The organism is Hydrogenophaga sp. (genome assembly GCF_018780075.1).
Classification (GTDB): domain Bacteria; phylum Pseudomonadota; class Gammaproteobacteria; order Burkholderiales; family Burkholderiaceae_C; genus Hydrogenophaga.
Genome location: NZ_JADMKB010000105.1, coordinates 1 through 19,862 on the forward strand (window position 1 = coordinate 1; position 19,862 = coordinate 19,862).

The following is a 19,862-nucleotide window of genomic DNA, read 5'->3' on the forward strand; positions in this document are numbered from 1 at the left end:
GGCCCTCTTCGGTGAGCGAGATGCGGCGCGTGGTGCGGTTGAACAGGCGCACGCCCAGGTCGGCCTCATAGGCCGCGAGCAGGCGCACCACCGCGGGCAAGGACGTGCCCATCGCCCAAGCCGCCGCGGTGAGGCTGCCGGCGTCGGCGATCTGCACAAAGGTGTCCATGGCGCGGAACTTGTCCATGCGGCATTAAACCGATTTTCGGAGCAGTGATGTGTGGAAAAGGGTATTTGTGAAACTGGCCGCAGCAAACAAGATGGCGGCCTCATCACCCAGGAACCGCCATGAAGCCCACCCTCCCCACCCTCAGGCTCTACCGCAACCCCGTCTCGGGCCACTGCCACCGCGTTGAATTGTTCCTCTCGCTGCTCGGCCTGCCGTTCGAAAGCATCGATGTGGACCTCGCGCAGAAGCAGCACAAAGCCCCCGACTTCCTCGCCATGAACCCGCTGGGCCAGATCCCGGTGCTGCGCGATGGCGAGCTGACGCTGGCGGATTCGAATGCGATCCTGGTCTACCTGGAAGCCCGCTACGCGCCAGGCCAGTGGTTGCCGCGCGACCCGGTGGGCGCGGCGCGCGTGCAGCGCTGGCTGTCGCTGGCCGCCGGCCCGCTCGCCTTCGGGCCGGCCGCCGCCCGCGTGGTGCAGCTCTTCAAGCTGCCGACCGACCCGAAGGACGCGATCGCGCGGGCCGAGGCACTGCTCGGGTTGATGGAGACGGAGCTCCACCGCACGCCGTTCCTGGTGGGCGAGCGCGCCACGCTGGCCGACCTGGCGCACTACGCCTACGTGGCGCGCGCCCCCGAGGGCCTGGTGTCGCTGCAGCCGTATCCGGCCATCCGTGCCTGGCTCGCGCGCATCGAGGCGCTGCCGGGGTTTGTGCCCATGCTCAAGTCGCCCGTGGGACTGGAAGCATGAACGCCTTCCACGCCGGTGAACAGACCCTGCAGGCGCGCGTGGGCGTGCAGGCGCAACTGGCGCAGATCGGCCCGCGCGTGATGCGCGACCACATGCCCGACCAGCACCGCGAATTCTTCGGCCTGCTGCCGTTGGTGGTGGTGGGCAGCGTGGACGCCCAGGGCCAGCCCTGGGCCAGCGTGCTGGCGGGCGCACCGGGCTTCATGCACTCGCCCGACCCCAGGCACCTGCACATCCGCGCACAGGCGCTGCCACACGACCCGCTGCAGGACACGCTGCAAGAAGGCTCGGCGCTCGGCTTACTGGGCATCCAGCCGCACACACGGCGGCGCAACCGCATGAACGGCACGGCGCACCTGCGGGACGACGGCTTCATGGTCGAAGTGGGGCAGAGCTTTGGCAACTGCCCGAAGTACATCCAGGCGCGCGAGCCGGTGTGGACACCCGCCGCGCCGGCGGGCCGGGTGGCGCACCAGGGCGCGGAGCTGGACGAGGCCTCGCGCGAGCTGATCCGCGCGGCCGACACCTTTTTCATTGCCACCGCACACCCCGGTGCGGCCGTGGTGCGCGAGCCCAGCCACGGGGTGGACGTGTCGCACCGAGGTGGCGCGCCGGGTTTCGTGAAGGTCGAGGGTGAGCGCCTCACCGTGCCCGACTTCGTGGGCAACCAGTTCTTCAACACACTGGGCAACGTCGCGGTGCATCCGCTGGCGGGCCTGCTGTTCATGGACTTCGAACGCGGCGACCGGCTCTACCTCGCAGCGCGCGCCAGCGTGGTGTGGGATGGCGCCGAGCTCGCGGCCTTCGAGGGCGCGCAGCGCTTGCTGCGGCTGGAGGTCACGCACGCCCTGCGCGTGCAGGGCGGCTTGCCGTTGCGCTGGGGCCCTGCCGAGCGCTCCCCCCACCTCGCTGGCATGGGGCATTGGCCATCACGGTAGGCGAGGGCGCAAGGTCTTTGGCCGGTGGGGCTATGCCTTGGCACGCACCTCGTCGCGCTGCAGCGCACGGCGTTTGGCCATCTCGCGACCCATGCCCAGGGTGTCGATGCCGATCAGTCGCTTCTTCGCTTCCGGGTAGGCGATGGACTCCTCCAGGAGGATGTGGTCCAGGTACAGCGCTTCGAACACCTCCAGCGCGTGGCGCAGCTCCATGGTGTCGAACCACAGGTTGCCACCGGTGGCGGCTTCGAGCGAAGGCGCGATCTGGATCCAGTTTTCCTCCAGCCAGCCGTGGTCCTGGATCAGGTGTTCGGTGGCCTGCACGACCTCGGGGTTCTGGCTGTCCAGCAGGGCCGGGAAGATGTGTTTTTCTTCGTCGAGGTGGTGCTGACGGGCCTCGCCGTTGAAGTAGTCGAGCACGCGCCGCGCCTGCCCGCGGTTGGCCTGGTTCAGGCCATCGTTTTCGATCGCATCCACCAGCGCATGCAACAGCTTGATCTGGGACTGGATCTCCTGATGGGTGCTGTCGAGGAACTCGAAAACGGCGAGGGAGACGGGGGCGGCATTCATGATGAACTCCTGTGAAACAGTGGGTTCATTCTGAGGATGCGGCGCCGCGGCATTTTGATCTTGCGCAAACAAAAAGCCCGCCGAAGCGGGCTTCCGATGAACCGCGGTGTTGGGGTCAGTACGTGTACACACCCTTGCCTGTTTTTCGCCCCAGCCAGCCAGCCGCCACCATTTCCTTCAGCAGCGGCGCCGGGCGGTACTTGCTGTCGTTGTACTCGGCCATGTAGACGTTCATCACGGCCAGGCACACGTCCAGGCCGATCATGTCGGCCAGGGCCAGCGGGCCGATGGGCTGGTTGGTGCCCAGCTTCATGCCGGCGTCGATGTCTTCCGGCGTGGCGATGCCTTCGGCCAGCACGAAGAAGGCCTCGTTGATCATGGGCACCAGGATGCGGTTGACCACAAAACCGGGCGCGTTCTTCACCGTGATCGGCGTCTTGCCCAGCGCTTCGGCCAGGGCCTTGACCGCGTCGTGCGTGGCGTCGCTGGTCTGCAGGCCGCGGATGATCTCCACCAGCGCCATCATGGGCACGGGGTTGAAGAAGTGCATGCCGATGAAGCGGTCGGGACGCTGCGTGGCGGCGGCCAGCTTGGTGATGCTGATCGAGCTGGTGTTGGTGGCCACGATCACCTCGGGCGCCAGCAGCGTGTCCAGCTGCTGCAGGATCTTGACCTTCAGGCCCTCGTTTTCGGTCGCGGCTTCGATGACGAGCTGCGCGCCTTTGAGGTCGTCGTAGTTCGTCGAGCCCTTGATGAGGGCCAGCGCCTGGTCCTTGTCGGCGGCCGTCATCTTCTCTTTCTTGATCAGGCGGTCCAGGCTGCCGGCGACGGTGGCCAGGCCTTTGTCGACCGCTGCCTGCGCGATGTCGACCATGACCACGCGCAGGCCGCTGGTGGCGCAGGCCTGGGCGATGCCATTGCCCATGGTGCCCGAGCCGATGATGCCGACGGTTTGAATGCTGCTCATGAAGGGTTCACTCCTGTGTGGTTCGTTGCGAAAAATACATTGTCCGGGGTGGTGTGCGGTCGGGGCCAAAGGGCCGTCCCGCAGGCGTCTTTCCTAGGCTGGCGCACCTACCGGCGCCCCTGGGGGCCGTGCTAACTTGCCCGCAGATTGTCGCGCCACACCGTGCCGTGGCATGACAGTGGTGCGCTTTGCACGGGGAAGCGATTCCCGTGCCACACAACGGAGACCCCATGTTTGATTTCATCATCGTCGGCGGCGGCTCGGCGGGCAGCGTGCTCGCGGGGCGCCTGAGCGAAGACCCGGCCGTGCGCGTGGCCCTGCTCGAAGCCGGTCCGGCGGACAACAGCGTGCTGATCCACTGCCCGGGCGGTCTGGCCGTGATGGCCAAGTACGAGCTCAACGGCTGGGGCTACAGCACCGTGCCGCAACCCGGCCTGAACGGGCGCCGGGGTTACCAGCCGCGCGGCAAGGTGCTGGGCGGCTCCAGCTCGATCAACGCCATGATCTACGCGCGCGGCCATGCGCAGGACTACGACAGCTGGGCCGCCGAAGGCAACCCGGGTTGGTCGTTCGCCGATGTGCTGCCGTACTTCAAGCGCGCCGAACACAACGAGCGCGGCGCGGACGCGCTGCACGGCCAGGGCGGCCCGCTCAACGTGATGGACCTGCGTTCGCCCAATCCGTTTCTGCCGTCTTTTGTGCAGGCCGGGCAGCAGGCGGGCCACCGTCACAACCCCGACTTCAACGGCCCCGAGCAGGAGGGCGTGGGCGTCTACCAGGTCACGCACAAGAACGGTGAACGCTTCAGCGCCGCCAAGGCCTACCTCACGCCGCACCTGGGGCGGCCCAACCTGCAGGTGATCACCAACGCGCTGACCACGCGGGTGCTCACCGACACGGTGGACGGCCAGCCCCACGCGGTGGGCGTGGAATACCGGGCCGACGGCGGGCGCGGCGCGTCGCAGCGCCTGATACTCCAGCCCGGTGGCGAGGTGCTGCTGAGCGCGGGGGCCTTCGGTTCACCGCAGTTGCTCATGCTATCGGGCATCGGTCCCGCCGCGCACCTGCGCGAACACGGCATCCCGGTGGTGCGCGACCTGCCCGGCGTGGGGGAGAACCTGCACGACCACCCCGATGTGGTGATGGTGGTGAACGCGCCGAAGGTGCGCGAGCTGTTCGGCATCTCGCCGCGTGGCGTGTTGAACATGCTCAAGGGCATCTTCGAATGGCGACGCCGCCGCAGCGGCATGCTGACCACCAACTTCGCCGAGGCGGGAGGGTTCATCAAGAGCGCGCCGGAGGAGGCCATTCCCGACCTGCAACTGCACTTCGTGGTCGGCAAGCTGGTGGACCACGGTCGCAAGACGGTGCTGGGCCACGGCTATTCGTGCCACGTGTGCCTGCTGCGCCCCCGGAGTCGGGGCACGCTGCGCCTGGCGAGCGCCGACCCGCAGGTGATGCCGCTGATCGACCCGGCGTTCCTGAAGGACCCGGATGACGTCGAGCGGCTGGTGCGCGGCTTCAAGGTGATGCGCCACCTGCTGCAGCAACCGGCGCTGGCGCGCCATGGCGGGGTGGAGTCGAAAGCCTCGGCCGGCGCGCAGAGCGACGCACAGATCGAACAGTTCGTCCGGAACCACGCCGACACGATCTACCACCCGGTGGGCACCTGCCGCATGGGCGCCGATGCGCTGGCGGTGGTGGACGCCCGCCTGCGCGTGCACGGTGTGGCGGGGCTTCGCGTGGTCGATGCCTCGGTGATGCCCAGCGTGGTGGGCGGCAACACCAATGCGCCGGTGATCATGATGGCGGAGAAAGCGGTCGATATGGTGCGCGGCGATCGTGCTGCAGCGGGACTGCGGTAACCTCGCTCCTACCTTCAACACCCACGCTCCGGCGCGCTGTGTCTGCCGAACCAGGATGCCGCGGAACTGGCTTTGCCAGGCCGCAGACATCGCCCCCTGGGGGGTGACGCGAAGCGGCGCGGGGGGAGCTCATCCACATGATTCTTGAACACGCCGACATCCGCATCGATCCCGCCCAGGCCACCGAATTCGAAGCCGCCATCACCCGCGGTGCCAGCACCGTGATCGCCCATGCCAAGGGCTTCCAGGGCTACAAGGTCAACCGCAGCATCGAGAGCCCGGGCCGCTACATCCTGATGATTTACTGGGACACGCTGGAGGACCACACGATGGGTTTCCGCCAGTCGCCGGCGTTTGCCGAGTGGCGCGCCATCGTGGGACCGTTCTTCGCCCAGCCGCCCGTGGTGGAACACCTGGAGCTGGTCAGCAAAAGCTGAGTCACATCCCACCCCCATCGCTGGCTCACTTCGTGTCGCCAGCTCAGCCCCTCAAGGGGCAATGCCTGCGGCCCGGCGAAGCCGGTTCCACGGCATTCTTGGTTGGGATCACGCGCGCCGGATTCAGGCCGGCGTCCGGCGCAATCCGGCGAGTACGACGCCGAAGCCAATGAACACGCTGCCCGCCACGCGGTTGATCCACAGCGTGGCGCGCGGCCGCCGCAGCCAGTGCCGCGCCCGGCTGGCGAGCCACACATAGGTCAGCAGGCACGACACCGAGGCGCAGATGCTGAGCGAGACCAGCGTGGCGAACTGCGGCAGCAGCGCCTGGTCGGTCAACACGAACTGCGGGAACAGCGCACCGAAAAACAGGATGGCTTTCGGGTTGGTGAGCGAGACCCACAGGCCCAGGCGCAGCATCTGCGCATCGCTGGCGGGCGGCGCATCGCCGCCGTCGGTGCTGTCCAGTTCCATCCCGCCGCGCGCCAGCAGCATGCGCGTGCCCAGGTACACCAGGTAGGCCGCGCCCACCCACTTCACCAGCGTGAACAGCCAGGCCGAGGTGTGCAGGATCACGCCCAGGCCGAGGATGGACGCGCCCGCCAGCAGCACCAGGCCCAGCTGGTTGCCCAGGGTGGAAAACAGGCCGGCGCGAAAGCCGCGGGTGGCGCCGTTGCGCAGCGCCAGCAGCACCGCCGGGCCGGGCGTGGCGGCCGTGAGCCAGGTGATCAGGCTGTAGGCCAGCAGCATTTGCAGGCTCACTGGACCACCCTCCGCGCTGCGCACTGCGGGGCTGAGCGCCTTCGGAGCGGCCGGACGGCGCTCACGGGGCTCAGGCCCTCGGCGCCGTCTGGCGCATCAGCGTGGATTTGCCGAACAGGCTCTCGATCAGGTCCACCGCCACCTCGGCGGTGCGGTTGCGCACGTCGAGTGCGGGGTTCAGTTCCATCACGTCGAGCGAGGCCAGGCGCCCGGTGTCGGCGATCATTTCCATGCAGAGCTGCGCCTCGCGGTAGGTGGGGCCGCCGGGCACCGTGGTGCCCACGCCGGGCGCGATCTCGGGGTCGAGAAAGTCCACGTCGAAACTCACGTGCAGGTGCGTGTTGTCATCCATGCCCATGAGCGCCTGGTCCATGGTGTGGCGCATGCCCATCTCGTCGATGTAGCGCATGTCGAACACCTCCAGCCCCGCTTCGTGCACCAGCCGTTTTTCCCCCGCGTCCACGCTGCGGATACCGATCTGGCGCACCACGCTCGCGCTGATGGCCGGGGTGGTGCCTCCGATGCCGGTGAGGGCCGACGGACCCATGCCGCAGAGCAGGGCCACCGGCATGCCGTGGATGTTGCCGCTGGGCGTGAGGGCGGCGGTGTTGAAGTCGGCGTGGGCGTCGAGCCAGAGCACGCGCAGTGTCTTGCCGGTGTCGCGGCAATGGCGCGCGACCGCGCTGATCGACCCCAGCCCGAGGCAGTGGTCGCCGCCCAGCACGATGGGCATGCGCCCCTGTGCCAGCTCGGCATGCACCGCGTCGTGCAGGGCGGTGTTCCAGGCCACGACCTCGGCCAGGTGGCGGTAGCCCTCGGTGGGTGGTAACCAGGGGTTGGCCGGGCCGCCCAGGTTGCCGCGGTCGGCGACCTGCAGGCCATGGCTTTCCAGCACGGCCTGGATGCCCGCCACGCGCAGGGCTTCGGGCCCCATGGAGGCGCCGCGCGCGCCCGCGCCGATGTCGGTGGGAACGCCAATGAGACTGATGGGGTGTTGCATGTCCTTATTGTGAAGCGAGTCAGCCCGCTGGCCGACAATCGCTTGCCCGATTGACCACCGCCGCGCGCTGCGGTTTCTTTTTTCCTCCCCCTGCCGTGCACCCCTTCTGGACCTCTTGCGGCCACGACCGCCTGGAAACCAACGCCCATGGCTGGCTCGTGCCCACCGATGCCTACTGGCGGCTGTGGCTGGAGCGGCCCGAACTGGCTTTGGTGGAGGCGTCCTGTGCAGGGGAAACCGCCCTGCACACGGCCCTCATGGAATCGCCCCGGCGGGCCGTGCAGGCCGCTGAACTCGACGCCATCGAAGACGCCGACGTGCGCGCCAACGTCCGCCTGTTCCTCGGCTTGCGTGACGCGGTGCTGGCAGCGGGCTCGCTCGAAGCGGCCTACCTGGGCCTGTTCAGGGCCGGCGCGATCCAGCTCCCGCCGCTGTTCCTGGACCTGCTGGCGCAGGCCATCGTCTGCCGCCTGCTGGCCGGCGACGACGATGCCTGGCACTGGCGTGCGGCCGAGTTGCTGTTCCGCCGCCAGCGCGTGAGCGTGCAGGATGGGCGCGTGCTCTGCGGCGACAGCGAGGTGCTGGACATGATGAGCGAGACCGGCGGGCTTGGTGAGATGGGCCGCTTGTTGATGCAGGGCGGCGCGGCGCTGCCGGTGGTGCAGATGGCCGTGCTGGGGCAGGACAACGCCGCCCACTACCGGCAGAGCCAGGCGGGGGAGGGCCGTTTCAACTTTCTGCTGGACCTCACGCACGAGGTGCACAACGAGCTGCCCCACGGTCTGACCCTGACGATGAACCGCGCGGATTCGGGCCTGACGGCGCTGGCCCATGTGCTGGAGCGGTGGGTGCAACACTTCCTGGGGGCCTCGGTGCAGATCCAGCCCGAGTCGCGCGTGGACGACCCGTCGTGGCGCTGGCACCTGGGCCTGGACGCCGAGTCCAGCCCCCTGCTCAATGACCTGTACCTGGGCCACGAGGTGGCGCCCGAGCGCCTGCAGCGTCTGATCAGCCTGTTCCGCCTGCGCTTCGACGATCCGCAGCAGATGCGGGCCGACCTGCAGGGCAAGCCGGTCTACCTGGGGCTGGCCATGACGGCCGACGGCCTGCTCAAGCTCAAGCCGCAGAACCTGCTGCTCAACCTGCCGCTGGCGGCATCCGCCTGAGCGGGCTTACACGCGCGGCAGCTCGATGTGGAAGGTGGCACCTTGTCCAGGTGCGCTTTCTGCGCGAATGTGCCCTCCCATGCGCTCCACCGCTTTCTGCACGAGTGCCAGCCCGATGCCGGTGCCGGGAATCTGGTCTTGCCGGTGCAGGCGCTGGAACATGCCGAAGATGCGGTCGTGGTGCTTCATGTCGAAGCCGATGCCCTGGTCGGACACGCTCAGCAGCACCCGGTCGCCGTCGGCCTGTGCCTCGATGCGGATGCGCGGCGCGGCGCCCGCCGGCGTGAACTTCAGCGCGTTGTCGATGAGGTTGCGCAGCACGATGGCCAGGCCCTTGGGATCGGCCTGCACCCGCAGCCCATCGGGTATCTGCACCGCCAGCTGGCCCTGGCGTGCCTCGATCTCGTCCTGAAAAGGGGCCACCACTTCGCGCACACCCTCCGCCAGCGCCACAGGCGAGATCTGTTCAACCATCTGCTGCAGGCGCGAGTAGGCCAGCAGGTCGCTGACCAGGCGCGACATGTGCAGCGTCGCACGCTGGATGCGACCCAGGTACTCCCGGCCCTGGTCGTCCAGTTGCGCGGCGTGTTCCTCCAGCAGCAGTGCGCTGAAGCCCTCGATGCCGCGCAACGGCGTGCGCAGGTCGTGCGAGGCCGAGTAGGTGAAGGACTCCAGCTCGCGGTTGACGGTCTGCAGCCGCTGCACGCTCTCGTGCAGTTGCTGCGTGCGTTCCTGCACCTTCTGTTCGAGCTGCTCGGCCAGTTCGCGCAGCTGCGCCTGGGCGCGGCTGCGCTCCTGCAGGTTGACCAGCATCTGTGCGAACAGCTTCAGCAGCGTGATCTCTTCGTCTTCGTAGGCATGGGTTCCGCGCACCGAGTCCAGGCCCACATAGCCCAGGCACGCGTCCTGGCCGATCAGGGGCAGCGTCATGAGGCTGCGGATGCCCTGAGGCATGAGGAGGTCCTTGAGCGGGCCTTCCGGCATGGACTGGACGTCGGGCTCGTACACCATGTCGCCGCGCTGGTGGGCGGCCACCCAGCCCAGGTCCCAGTCCAGGGGAAGGTTCTGCAGCCGGGCCTTTTCGGAGGTGATGCCCTCGGCGCACCACTCGTGCGTGTTGGAGTTGGTGCGGGCCTGGAAGTCGTAGTGGAACAGGTAGGCGCGGTCGGCCGAGACGAAACGGCCCAGATCACCCAGCGCTTCCTGAATGGCCTGGTCCATCTGCTGCAGGGGCAGGTTGATGAAGCGGTTGGCCAGCCGGAACAGCAGCAGCACGAAGTCGTTCAAGCGTTCGCGCTCGCGCTGGACCGCCTGCTGCTCGGTGGTGTCGCGCACCAGGAACATGCACTGCTCGTCGCCGGGCAGCCAGGCCAGGCGGGCGTTGAAGTGGTGGGTGCCCACCGGCAGTGCCATGCTGTAGTCCAGTTCTTGCAGACCGTCGGTGCGCGCCTTCTCCATGGCGGACCTCAGGTCGGCCACCAGCGGCGGCGGCATGACCTCGCTGATGGTGTGCCCCAGAAAGTCCTCCGGCCGGCGGTAGAGCCGCTCTTCGGAACCGGCCTGGAAGAAGACGAAGCGCTGCTGGGCGTCCACCACGAACAGCATGTCCTTGAGCACGTCGAAGACCTGCTTGAGCGTCGCGTCGCGTTCGCGCGCGGTGGCTTCGGCCTCCCGCAGATCGGTCACGTCCAGGCAGGAGCCCACGTAGCCGATGAAGCGTTGGTCGGCGTCGTACCGGGGTTTGCCCTGCTCGTGCACCCAGCGGTACTGGCCGTCGTGGCGCCGCAGGCGGTATTCCGTGCTGTAGGGTCGGCGTGCCGCGAAGCTCTCTTCGAAGATCTTCTCGCAGCGCTGCTGGTCCTGCGGGTGAAGGTCCTCCAGCCAGTGGGTGTCGCACTCGGTGGCGAGGTCGCGCCCGGTGAAGTCGAGCCAGGCCTGGTTGAGCCAGTCCGGGTGCTTCTGGGCGTCCACGGTCCAGGCCAGGGCGGCCGAGGCATTGGCCACCGTGTCCAGGTGCTTCAGGGTCTGCCGCTGCGCTTCCTCCAGGGCCTTGCGATCGGTGATGTCGAAGGTGGTGCCGGCCATGTAGGTCACACGGCCGCTGGCATCGCGCAGGCCGTTGCACCGGGTGTCGAACCAGTGGTACTGGCCGTTTGCATCGCGGGCGCGGTACTCGATGCGAAAGTCGGCCCCGCCCGCATAGAAGCGGTCCAGGGCCTCGCGCATCCGCGGCCGGTCTTCCGGGTGCAGCAGGTGCTTGAGGGTCTGCGCCACGCGGTCGGTCGACGGGGACGGGTGGCCCAGGGAAACGAAAAACTCGTCACTGGGCTGGGCCAAACCCTGCCCGAAGTCCCACTCCCACACCTGGCCATGTGAGGCCGCCAGCCGGAAGCGCTGCTCGCTCCGCGCCAGTGCCGGCTGGTCGAGCTCCAGCTGGGTCACGTCGCGGAACATCAGCAACAGGCGGTGTTCTCCGTTCTGCTCCACCCGTTCTGCGCTGTAGCGCACGTGGATGACCTGCCCATCCGGACGGCTGCTGCTGCCCGCGACATCGCGCACCTTCTCGCCACGCTCCAGTGCTTCCAGCAGTTGCTGACGGGTGGCGGCCGATCGCCAGAGACCCAGGCCGGTGGCGGGCTGGCCGAGCAACTGATCGCGGGCGCGGCCGAACAGGGCACAGAACGCATCGTTGACCAGCAGCAGGCGGGCGCTGTCCCATTCGCTGAGCGACATGGCCTCCGGTGCCGACTGAAAGACGGTTTCAAAGAGCTGCTGGGCCGCGTGCCGCTGGGCCTCGGCCTCAACGCGTTCGGTGATGTCGCGCGTGATGACCAGGACGGTGGGCGCCTCGCCAGCGGGTGCGGCTTCCAGGCGGGCCTGTGCCTCCCAGTGCCGCACACCACCCGGCCCGCTGTGACTGAAGTACAGGGTCTCCGCCAGTCCGGTGGCGAGCACGCGTTGCAGGCAGGCGGCCCACACCGCCTGGTTGTCGGGGGATGCACCAAGGGACTCGACCGAGTGGCCGGTCAGGTCTTCCGGCTTGCGGCCGGTGGCCGACTCGATGGCCGGGTTGGCGTACAGCACCCGGCAGGCGCTGTCATAGCGCACGACCACATCGGGCATGTGGTCGGTCAGGGTCTGGAAATGGACTTTGCTGCGGGCCAGGGCGCGCACCGAGCGGTCCAGGCGCCAGGCGCCGTAGGCCATGGCGGCGGCCACCAGCAGGGTCAGCCCCCAGGCCAGCGGCAGGATGGCCCGCCATCCGGCCAGCACGCTGTCGACCGACAGCGCGAACACCACCACCATGCGGTCGGCTCCGCCAGCCAGGCGCTGAAAGCCAACGATCCGCTCGACGCCATCGAGTTGGGCCTCCGCCCGAAACACCCCGGCGGTCTGCGCCGCCACCGCGGTCGCGACATGTCCGTGGAAACTGCGCCCCTGCTCCTCGGGCACCAGCGGATGGCGCACCAGCAGCGTGGTCGCCCCGTCCGGCTCCAGCCGGAAAAGGCTCATGCTGCCACCGGCGGGCAGGCCCTCGGACTCGAAACGCGCCAGGACAGCGTCGCGGGGCAACAACAGCTCGTGGGTCTGGGGAGCGCCCGCGCCCGGCTGTTGCCAGAGGAACGGCAGTACCCAGCGGTCGGCCTGCTGGCGGGCTCGTTCCGGTACCCAGGTCCGTTCCGGCAGCGGTGGGCCGGGCCGCGACCCCGGGTCCAGCAGGCTGAGTTCGAACGGCAGGCTCAGCGCCTCGACCAACGGTTGGTGGTCGCCCAGCAGGTGGGTGGCCTGCAGTTGCGGCGACTGGCTGGCCACCTCGATGCTGGCGCGACCCAGCCGCAGCGACTGGTCGAGTTCGGCCGCGAGGCGCTTGACCTCGCGCTGCGCCCGGGCCTTGGCCAGGTCCAGGGTGGCATCGCGCTGAGCGGCCAGCAGGACCGCAGAAAGCGACAGCAGCAGCCCGATGGACACCAGCGCCAGTGCCACGAGCCCCCAGGGCCTGGCGCCGGACCGGGGCCGCATGGCAGCGGATGCCGGGGGCGCCGGGGGGCAAGGCTCGGACGGCGCGGTGTGTGAGGCCATGGGTCGGGGGGTGGGCTTCGGTGCGTGACCCCACGTGGGGCCGCGATCAAGTCTAGCAATGCGCCGCCGGTTTCAGTGGGAAATCTGGCCTGCAAAAGCAGGCCAGATGCCCGCGACCGCCGCGCCCCCCGAAGGGTTCACATGTTGCGCCGGTACTGGCCGCCCACCTCGAACAGGGCCGAGGTGATCTGGCCCAGCGAGCAGCAGCGCACCGCGTCCATCAGCACCTCGAACACGTTCTTGTTCTGAATCACGGCCAGCTTCAGTCGCGCCAGCAGGGCGGGCGCCTCGTTCGCGTGGCGGGTGTGGAAGTCGGCCAGGCGCTGCAGCTGGCTCTGCTTTTCTTCCTCGGTCGAACGCGCCAGTTCGATGGTCTCGGGCGTCTGGTCGCCGTGCGGGTTGCGGAAGGTGTTGACGCCGATGATGGGGTACTCGCCGGTGTGCTTGAGCATCTCGTAGTGCATGCTCTCTTCCTGGATCTTGGAGCGCTGGTAGCCGGTCTCCATCGCGCCCAGCACGCCGCCGCGTTCGGCGATCTTCTCGAACTCGCTCAGCACCATTTCTTCGACCAGCTCGGTCAGCTCGTCGATGATGAAAGCGCCCTGGTTGGGGTTCTCGTTCTTCGCCAGGCCCCACTCGCGGTTGATGATGAGCTGGATCGCCATCGCGCGGCGCACCGACTCTTCGGTCGGCGTGGTGATGGCTTCGTCGAAGGCGTTGGTGTGCAGCGTGTTGCAGTTGTCGTAGATCGCGATCAGCGCCTGCAGCGTGGTGCGGATGTCGTTGAACTGGATCTCCTGCGCGTGCAGGCTGCGGCCGCTGGTCTGGATGTGGTACTTGAGCTTCTGGCTGCGTTCGTTGGCGCCGTATTTTTCCTTCATCGCCACCGCCCAGATGCGGCGCGCCACGCGGCCGAGCACGGTGTATTCCGGGTCCATGCCGTTGCTGAAGAAGAAGCTCAGGTTGGGCGCGAAATCGTCGATGTGCATGCCGCGCGCCAGGTACGCCTCCACAAACGTGAAGCCATTGGACAGGGTGAAGGCGAGCTGGCTGATCGGGTTCGCGCCGGCTTCGGCGATGTGGTACCCCGAGATCGAGACCGAGTAGAAGTTGCGCACGTCGTGGTGCACGAAGTACTCGGCGATGTCGCCCATCACCTTGAGCGAGAACTCGGTCGAGAAGATGCAGGTGTTCTGACCCTGGTCTTCTTTCAGGATGTCGGCCTGCACCGTGCCGCGCACATTGGCCAGCACCCACTCGCGGATCTTGGCGGCCTCGGTGTCGGTGGGCTCGCGGCCGTTCTCCGCCTTGAACTTGTCCAGGTTCTGGTCGATGGCGGTGTTCATGAACATCGCCAGGATGGACGGCGCCGGGCCATTGATGGTCATCGACACCGAGGTGGTCGGGTGGCACAGGTCGAAGCCGCCGTACAGCACCTTCATGTCGTCCAGCGTGGCCACGTTCACACCGCTGTTGCCCACCTTGCCGTAGATGTCCGGCCGCAGGTCGGGGTCATTGCCGTAGAGCGTGACCGAGTCGAAAGCGGTGGACAGGCGCTTGGCCGGCAGGCCTTCGCTCACCAGCTTGAAGCGGCGGTTGGTGCGAAACGGATCGCCTTCGCCAGCGAACATGCGGGTCGGGTCCTCACCCTCGCGCTTGAAGGCGAAGGTGCCCGAGGTGTAGGGGAAGCTGCCCGGCACGTTGTCCAGCATCAGCCACTTGAGGATCTCGCCGTGGTCCTCGTACTGCGGCAGCGCGACCTTGCGGATGGTGGTGCCGGACAGCGATTTCGTGGTCAGTGCCGTGCGGATTTCCTTGTCACGGATCTTCACCACGTACTCGTCGCCCGCGTAGGCCTTCTGCATGTCGGGCCATTGCACGAGCAGCTTGCGCGCGGCTGCGTCTTGCGACAGTTCACGCGTTTGTGCCAGGTCGATGGCGGCCTCGGACGCCTTGGGCCGGTTGGGCTTGTCCACCGCCAGCATGTCGGCGGCGGCGCGCAGTTGCTGGATCTCGCGCGCCAGCTTCGCCTGCTCGCGCGCCTTCTTCTTGTAGCCGCGCACGGTGTCCGAAATCTCGGCGAGGTAGCGGGTGCGCGCGGGCGGCACGATGGGCGTCTGGTTGGTGCTGTGGCGCACGTTCACCCGCGGCAGGTGGCCGTCGGTGAGCTTCAAGCCGAGTTCGATCAGGCGCGCCTTGATGGCCTGGTAGAGCGCGGTCACGCCGTCGTCGTTGAAGCGCGCGGCCATGGTGCCGAAGACCGGCATCTGGTCGGGCATGACGGTGAAGGCCTCGCGGTTGCGCTGCACCTGCTTGGCCACGTCGCGCAGCGCGTCGGCCGCGCCCTTGCGGTCGAACTTGTTGATCGCCACGAACTCGGCGAAGTCCAGCATGTCGATTTTTTCCAGCTGGCTGGCGGCACCGAACTCGGGTGTCATCACGTACATCGGGATGTCCACGTGCGGCACGATCGCCGCGTCACCCTGGCCGATGCCCGAGGTCTCGACCACGATGAGGTCGAAGCCCGCCACCTTGCAGGCCGCCACCACGTCGGGCAGGGCGGCGCTGATCTCGCTGCTGGTGTCGCGCGTGGCCAGGCTGCGCATGTAGACGCGCTGGCCGTTCTGCCATGGCGTGATCGCGTTCATGCGGATGCGGTCGCCGAGCAGGGCGCCGCCGCTCTTGCGGCGCGAGGGGTCGATGCTGATCACGGCCACGCGCAACGCGTCGTCCTGGTCCAGGCGGATGCGGCGGATCAGTTCGTCGGTGAGGCTGGACTTGCCGGCGCCGCCGGTGCCGGTGATGCCGAGCACGGGCGTCTTGATGCCTGCGGCGGCCAGGCGCACCGCGTCGAGCACCGATGCTTCGGCTTGGCTGTTCTCGATGGCCGTGATCAGCTGCGCCAGCGCGCGCCAGTTCAGTTCGTTGTGGCCCTGGATCGCTTCGATGGCCTTGGGGGCGTACGCGCTGATGTCGCGGTCGCAGCGCATCACCATCTCGCCGATCATCCCCTGCAGGCCCATCTTCTGGCCATCTTCGGGGCTGTAGATGCGGCCCACGCCGTAGCTGTGCAGCTCGCGGATCTCGGCCGGCACGATCACGCCGCCGCCGCCGCCGAACACCTGGATGTGCTCACCGCCGCGCGCGCGCAGCAGGTCCACCATGTACTTGAAGTACTCGACGTGGCCGCCCTGGTAGGAACTGATCGCGATGCCCTGCACGTCTTCCTGCAGCGCGGCCGTGACCACGTCGTCCACCGAGCGGTTGTGGCCCAGGTGGATCACCTCGGCGCCCATGCCCTGCAGGATGCGCCGCATGATGTTGATGGCCGCGTCGTGCCCGTCGAACAGGCTCGCAGCGGTGACGAAGCGCACCTTGTGCGTGGGGCGGTAGTTGGCCAGGGCCTGGTATTCGGCGGCAAGGTTGCTCATGGTGTGTCTCTGGGTCGGTAGCGGAAAAGGGGTGGCAGGCGTCAGGCGATCTTCAGGCCGGACAGCTTCGGGTCTTCGGGCGGAAAGCGCAAGTCCAGCGCCTTGAGCGTGTCGCGCACGATGGTGGCGATCATCAGGTTGCGGTGTGTCTTGGAGTCGGCCGGCACCACGGTCCAGGGTGCCCAGGGGGTGCTCGTGGCGTTGAGGAAGGCTTCGTAGGTGCTCTGGTAGTCATCCCATTGCTTGCGCACGTCGAGGTCGCTCAGGCTGAATTTCCAGTGTTTTTCGGGATCGTCCACCCGCTCCTGCAGGCGCTCGCGTTGCTCGTCCTTGCCGATGTGCAGCATGAACTTGAGGATCACCGTGCCGGTCTCGGCCAGCAGGCGCTCGAAATCCTTGATGTGTTCGTAGCGTTGCAGCGTCTGCTGCGGCGTGATCCAGCCATTGACCGCAGGCACCAGCACGTCTTCGTAATGGCTGCGGTTGAAGATCATCATCTCGCCGGCGCCCGGGACTTTCTGGTGGATGCGCCAGAGGTAGTCGTGGTCGCGCTCGGCCTCGGTGGGCGCTTTCCAGCCGACGGTGTGCACGCCCAGCGGGCTGGTGCGCGCGAACACGCCACGCACCGTGCCGTCCTTGCCCGAGGTGTCGGTGCCCTGCAGCATCACCAGCAGCTTGTAGCGGCCGTCGGCATGGAAGAGGTTCTGCAGCGCGTCGAGCTCTTCGGCCAGGATGGCCAGGGCCGCCTGGTCAGCAGACTTGCTGCCGCTGGAAAACGGCTTGGCGTCGGGTTTGAACGACTTGAGTGAGACGCCCTTGGCCTTCTTGCTGCCGTTGCCGGGGCTCACCTGCCAGTCCTGCCAGGGACTGCCTTTGCCGGCCAGGATGGCACGGGCGGGGAAGGGCAGGGCGGCGTCGGTCGTGCTGGGCATGGGGGTTCCGTTCGGTGCACGGGCACTTTCTTGCGGGCCCGTTTGGTTGACGTTTACGTAAACGTAATGTTACCGCGTATCGGCAAAAAAAGGGGCGCTTGCGCGCCCCTGGTTCTGCATGGTTGCTGCCCGCTGGATCAGCGGTAGAGCACCTGTGGCAGCCACATGCCGATGGCCGGGAACTGGTAGAGCAGGACGATGGCCAGGATCTGGATGCCCATGAAAGGCAGCATGCCGACAAAGATCTGGTTCAGCGTCACGTGCTTGGGCGACACGCCCTTGAGGTAGAAGGCCGCCATGGCCACGGGCGGGCTCAGGAAGGCGGTTTGCAGGTTCAGCGCCACCAGCAGGCCGAAGAACAGCGGGTCCACACCAAAGTTGTCCAGCAGCGGGATGAAGATGGGCATGAAGATCACGATGATCTCGGTCCACTCCAGCGGCCAGCCCAGGATGAAGATCAGCACCTGCGACAAGATCAGGAACTCGGTCTTGGACAGGTTCATGCTCAGCACCCAGGTCTCGACCAGTTCCTGCCCGCCCAGCAGCGCGAAGGCCGCCGAGAAAATGGCCGAGCCCACAAACAGCCAGCACACCATGGCGCTGGTCTTGGCCGTGAGGAACACGCTTTCCTTGACCACACTGAAGGTGAGCTGTCGGTAGGCCGCCGCCAGCAGGAAGCCGCCGAAGGCGCCCACCGCTGCCGCTTCCGTGGGCGTGGCCAGACCGAAGACGATCGAACCCAGCACCGACAGGATGAGCACCAGCAGCGGGAAGAAGCTGGAGAGCAGCATCTTGAAGACTTCCAACCGCGTGAAGCTCAGGATGGCGTAGAAGATCACCATGGCCAGCAGACCCACGGCCAGGCCGATCCAGAAGCTCATGGAGGCTGGCTTGGTGGTGGCAGCAGGCTCTGCGGCCTCACCTGCGGGAGCTGCAGCAGCAGCCGGCTCGGCCACGGCATCGGGTGCCGCGCCAGCCGCAGGAGCCTCTTTCTCGGCACCGGGTGGTTCGGCCACGGCGCCTTCCTGTGCACCCGGTGGCTCGGCCACCGCGTCGTCGGATGGGGGTTCAGCCAGACCGCCTTCTTCGGCTTCGGGTTCGGCCAGACCACCTTCGCTGGTGTTCTCGTCCACGTTGGCGCCAGCGCCCATGGGCTGCAGCTCTTCGTAGGTTTCCACCGGCACCACGGTGGTGGCGCTCTGGTAACTGGCGAAGGCCACGGCGGCGAACAGGATCGCTGGCAGCAGTGCGATGCCCAACTGGCCCAGCAGGTACTTGGCGGACACGTCCTGGTTGCGCCGGCCTTTGAGTGCCTTGATCAGGTTGGACACGGCCCAGCCGTCGCCGGTGGCACCGATGGCCGTCAGCGGCGCCGGCAGCGGCACGAAGCGCTGCGCTGCGGTGAGCGGCGGCGCCCAAGCCGGCTTGATCTTGGCCATGATGATCACGTACAGGATGTACAGACCGGCCAGCATGATGCCGGGGAAGAAGGCACCTGCATACAGCTGCACCACCGACACGCCGGCGGTGGCGCCGTACACGATCAACAGCACCGAGGGCGGGATCAGGATGCCCAGGCAGCCACCAGCGGTGATGACACCGGCCGACAGGCGCACGTCGTAGCCGGCGCGCAGCATCTGCGGCAGGGCCAGCAAACCCATGAGCGTGACGACCGCACCCACGATGCCGGTGGCGGTGGCGAACACCGCGCAAGTCACCAGCGTGGCCACACCCAGCGAGCCCGGCACACGGGCCAGGGCCAGGTGCAGGCTGCGGAACAGCTTGTCGATCAGATTGGCGCGTTCCACGAGATAGCCCATGAACACGAACAGCGGGATCGAGATCAGCACGTCGTTGCTCATCACCGAAAACGCGCGCTGCACCATCAGGTCCAGCGTCTGCCGGATCGCGCCGGCGGAGGTCTGGTCGCCCGAGTGGTAGGCGAAGAACGCAAACAGCATGCCCATGCCCATGAGCGTGAACGCGGTCGGAAAGCCCAGCATGATCGCCACGACCACCAGCGAGAGCATGAGCAGGCCGTAGTGGCCGTTGGTCATGGTCGGCACGCTGATCACCATGGCCAGCACGGCCACGAGGATGAGCGCCATCAGACCGAAGCCGAACCAGAGTTCCTTGCGGATGGTCATGGCTGGCCGCCCTTCTGCTGCACCAGCTGGTCCAGGCTCTCGATGTCGCTGTCCTTCACGTGGACCATCTCTTTCAGCTTGTCGACATCGACCTCTTCCACGTCGTCTTCGCGGGTCGGCCATTCACCGGTCTTCAGGCAGATCACGCAGCGCACGATCTCCACCAGGCCCTGCAGCAGCAGCATGGCGCCCGCGATGGGCACCACGAACTTGAACGGGTAGACCGGCAGCGGGTCGGCGTTGAAGGTCTGTTCCCGGATCGCCAGCGAGTCGTTGGCAAAGGTCCAGCCGGCCCAGGTGAGCGCCACGATGCCGGGCAGGAAGAACACGATGTACAGCGTGAGGTCCACGCTGGCCTGCGTGCGCGGCTTGAAGAAGCCGTAGAGCACGTCGCCGCGCACGTGGCCGTTTTTCGCCAGGGTGTAGGCGCCCGCCGACATGAAGAGCAGGCCGTACATCATGATCTGTGCGTCCAGCACCCAGGCGTGCGGCTGGTTGAGCACGTAGCGCGAAAACACCTCCCAGCTGATCAGCAGGGTGAGGGCCACCACCGACCAGGCGCAGAGCTTGCCGAACCCGGTCGAGAGACGGTCCACCGTCCAGAGAAATTGTTGCATCGTGTCTCCGACTCAAACAGAAAGGGGCG

15 protein-coding genes are annotated in these 19,862 nt (G+C 67.4%); 5 read left to right on the plus strand and 10 right to left on the minus strand.

The window, feature by feature from the left end:
- The coding region (locus IV088_RS17205) for a LysR family transcriptional regulator (protein ID WP_291104686.1) at positions 1 to 187 on the minus strand (187 nt) is incomplete at its 3' end.
- 101 nt (positions 188 to 288) lie between these two features.
- Here IV088_RS17205 and IV088_RS17210 point away from each other — a divergent pair.
- The gene (locus IV088_RS17210) at positions 289 to 921 is read left to right on the plus strand and encodes a glutathione S-transferase (RefSeq protein WP_291104689.1); all 633 of its coding nucleotides are present in this window, start codon (positions 289 to 291) and stop codon (positions 919 to 921) included.
- Positions 918 to 1,859: a pyridoxamine 5'-phosphate oxidase family protein gene (locus IV088_RS17215; RefSeq protein WP_291104691.1), complete on the plus strand. Its 942-nt coding sequence runs from the start codon at positions 918 to 920 to the stop codon at positions 1,857 to 1,859. The genes IV088_RS17210 and IV088_RS17215 overlap by 4 nt, the downstream gene beginning before the upstream one ends.
- A gap of 30 nt (positions 1,860 to 1,889) precedes the next feature.
- Here the strand turns inward: IV088_RS17215 and IV088_RS17220 are convergent, their stop codons facing one another.
- A complete protein-coding gene (locus IV088_RS17220) occupies positions 1,890 to 2,429 on the minus strand; it encodes a hemerythrin domain-containing protein (RefSeq protein ID WP_291104694.1) in 540 nt (179 codons plus the stop codon).
- A 115-nt stretch (positions 2,430 to 2,544) separates the two neighbouring features.
- Positions 2,545 to 3,396, minus strand: a complete 852-nt coding sequence (locus tag IV088_RS17225; RefSeq protein ID WP_291104696.1) for a 3-hydroxybutyryl-CoA dehydrogenase — start codon at positions 3,394 to 3,396, stop codon at positions 2,545 to 2,547.
- A 230-nt stretch (positions 3,397 to 3,626) separates the two neighbouring features.
- On the opposite strand from IV088_RS17225, the gene IV088_RS17230 reads away from it, so the two are divergent.
- The gene (locus IV088_RS17230) at positions 3,627 to 5,261 is read left to right on the plus strand and encodes a choline dehydrogenase (RefSeq protein ID WP_291104699.1); all 1,635 of its coding nucleotides are present in this window, start codon (positions 3,627 to 3,629) and stop codon (positions 5,259 to 5,261) included.
- Positions 5,262 to 5,398: 137 nt separating this feature from the next.
- Positions 5,399 to 5,698 (plus strand): antibiotic biosynthesis monooxygenase family protein, encoded by a 300-nt coding sequence (locus tag IV088_RS17235; protein ID WP_291104702.1) that lies wholly within the window; start codon positions 5,399 to 5,401, stop codon positions 5,696 to 5,698.
- 123 nt (positions 5,699 to 5,821) lie between these two features.
- On the opposite strand, the gene IV088_RS17240 is transcribed toward IV088_RS17235, so the two are convergent.
- Both IV088_RS17240 and rocF read right to left on the minus strand, forming a co-directional pair.
- The gene (locus tag IV088_RS17240; protein WP_291104704.1) at positions 5,822 to 6,460 is read right to left on the minus strand and encodes a LysE family translocator; all 639 of its coding nucleotides are present in this window, start codon (positions 6,458 to 6,460) and stop codon (positions 5,822 to 5,824) included.
- A 70-nt stretch (positions 6,461 to 6,530) separates the two neighbouring features.
- Entirely contained in the window at positions 6,531 to 7,460 is a 930-nt protein-coding gene (gene rocF / locus IV088_RS17245) for an arginase (protein WP_291104706.1), read from the minus strand.
- A 50-nt stretch (positions 7,461 to 7,510) separates the two neighbouring features.
- Between rocF and IV088_RS17250 the strand changes: the two genes are divergently transcribed.
- Complete coding sequence (locus IV088_RS17250; RefSeq protein WP_291104708.1) at positions 7,511 to 8,626, plus strand: DUF6352 family protein; 1,116 nt, start codon at positions 7,511 to 7,513, stop codon at positions 8,624 to 8,626.
- 6 nt (positions 8,627 to 8,632) lie between these two features.
- On the opposite strand, the gene IV088_RS17255 is transcribed toward IV088_RS17250, so the two are convergent.
- From IV088_RS17255 to IV088_RS17275, 5 genes are all read right to left on the minus strand, one after another.
- Positions 8,633 to 12,646: a PAS domain S-box protein gene (locus tag IV088_RS17255; protein ID WP_291104710.1), complete on the minus strand. Its 4,014-nt coding sequence runs from the start codon at positions 12,644 to 12,646 to the stop codon at positions 8,633 to 8,635.
- Positions 12,647 to 12,843: 197 nt separating this feature from the next.
- Positions 12,844 to 16,137 carry a fused isobutyryl-CoA mutase/GTPase IcmF gene (gene icmF / locus IV088_RS17260; RefSeq protein ID WP_291104713.1) on the minus strand — a complete coding sequence of 1,098 codons (3,294 nt, stop codon included), beginning with the start codon at positions 16,135 to 16,137 and terminating at the stop codon, positions 12,844 to 12,846.
- A gap of 41 nt (positions 16,138 to 16,178) precedes the next feature.
- Positions 16,179 to 17,069: a PPK2 family polyphosphate kinase gene (locus tag IV088_RS17265; RefSeq protein ID WP_291083835.1), complete on the minus strand. Its 891-nt coding sequence runs from the start codon at positions 17,067 to 17,069 to the stop codon at positions 16,179 to 16,181.
- A 137-nt stretch (positions 17,070 to 17,206) separates the two neighbouring features.
- On the minus strand, positions 17,207 to 19,216 hold the full coding sequence (locus tag IV088_RS17270) for a TRAP transporter large permease subunit (protein ID WP_291104715.1): 2,010 nt from the start codon (positions 19,214 to 19,216) through the stop codon (positions 17,207 to 17,209).
- Positions 19,213 to 19,833 carry a TRAP transporter small permease subunit gene (locus IV088_RS17275; RefSeq protein WP_291104717.1) on the minus strand — a complete coding sequence of 207 codons (621 nt, stop codon included), beginning with the start codon at positions 19,831 to 19,833 and terminating at the stop codon, positions 19,213 to 19,215. Before IV088_RS17275 ends, IV088_RS17270 begins: the two co-directional genes overlap by 4 nt.
- Positions 19,834 to 19,862 lie beyond the last annotated feature (29 nt).

Coding starts and splice junctions, on each gene's coding strand:
- rocF (WP_291104706.1), bottom strand. CDS start 7,460: ATGCAACACCCCATCAGTCTCATTGGCGTTCCCACCGACATCGGCGCG.
- IV088_RS17230 (WP_291104699.1), top strand. CDS start 3,627: ATGTTTGATTTCATCATCGTCGGCGGCGGCTCGGCGGGCAGCGTGCTC.
- IV088_RS17215 (WP_291104691.1), top strand. CDS start 918: ATGAACGCCTTCCACGCCGGTGAACAGACCCTGCAGGCGCGCGTGGGC.
- IV088_RS17255 (WP_291104710.1), bottom strand. CDS start 12,646: ATGCGGCCCCGGTCCGGCGCCAGGCCCTGGGGGCTCGTGGCACTGGCG.
- icmF (WP_291104713.1), bottom strand. CDS start 16,137: ATGAGCAACCTTGCCGCCGAATACCAGGCCCTGGCCAACTACCGCCCC.
- IV088_RS17265 (WP_291083835.1), bottom strand. CDS start 17,069: ATGCCCAGCACGACCGACGCCGCCCTGCCCTTCCCCGCCCGTGCCATC.
- IV088_RS17235 (WP_291104702.1), top strand. CDS start 5,399: ATGATTCTTGAACACGCCGACATCCGCATCGATCCCGCCCAGGCCACC.
- IV088_RS17275 (WP_291104717.1), bottom strand. CDS start 19,833: ATGCAACAATTTCTCTGGACGGTGGACCGTCTCTCGACCGGGTTCGGC.
- IV088_RS17210 (WP_291104689.1), top strand. CDS start 289: ATGAAGCCCACCCTCCCCACCCTCAGGCTCTACCGCAACCCCGTCTCG.
- IV088_RS17220 (WP_291104694.1), bottom strand. CDS start 2,429: ATGAATGCCGCCCCCGTCTCCCTCGCCGTTTTCGAGTTCCTCGACAGC.
- IV088_RS17225 (WP_291104696.1), bottom strand. CDS start 3,396: ATGAGCAGCATTCAAACCGTCGGCATCATCGGCTCGGGCACCATGGGC.
- IV088_RS17270 (WP_291104715.1), bottom strand. CDS start 19,216: ATGACCATCCGCAAGGAACTCTGGTTCGGCTTCGGTCTGATGGCGCTC.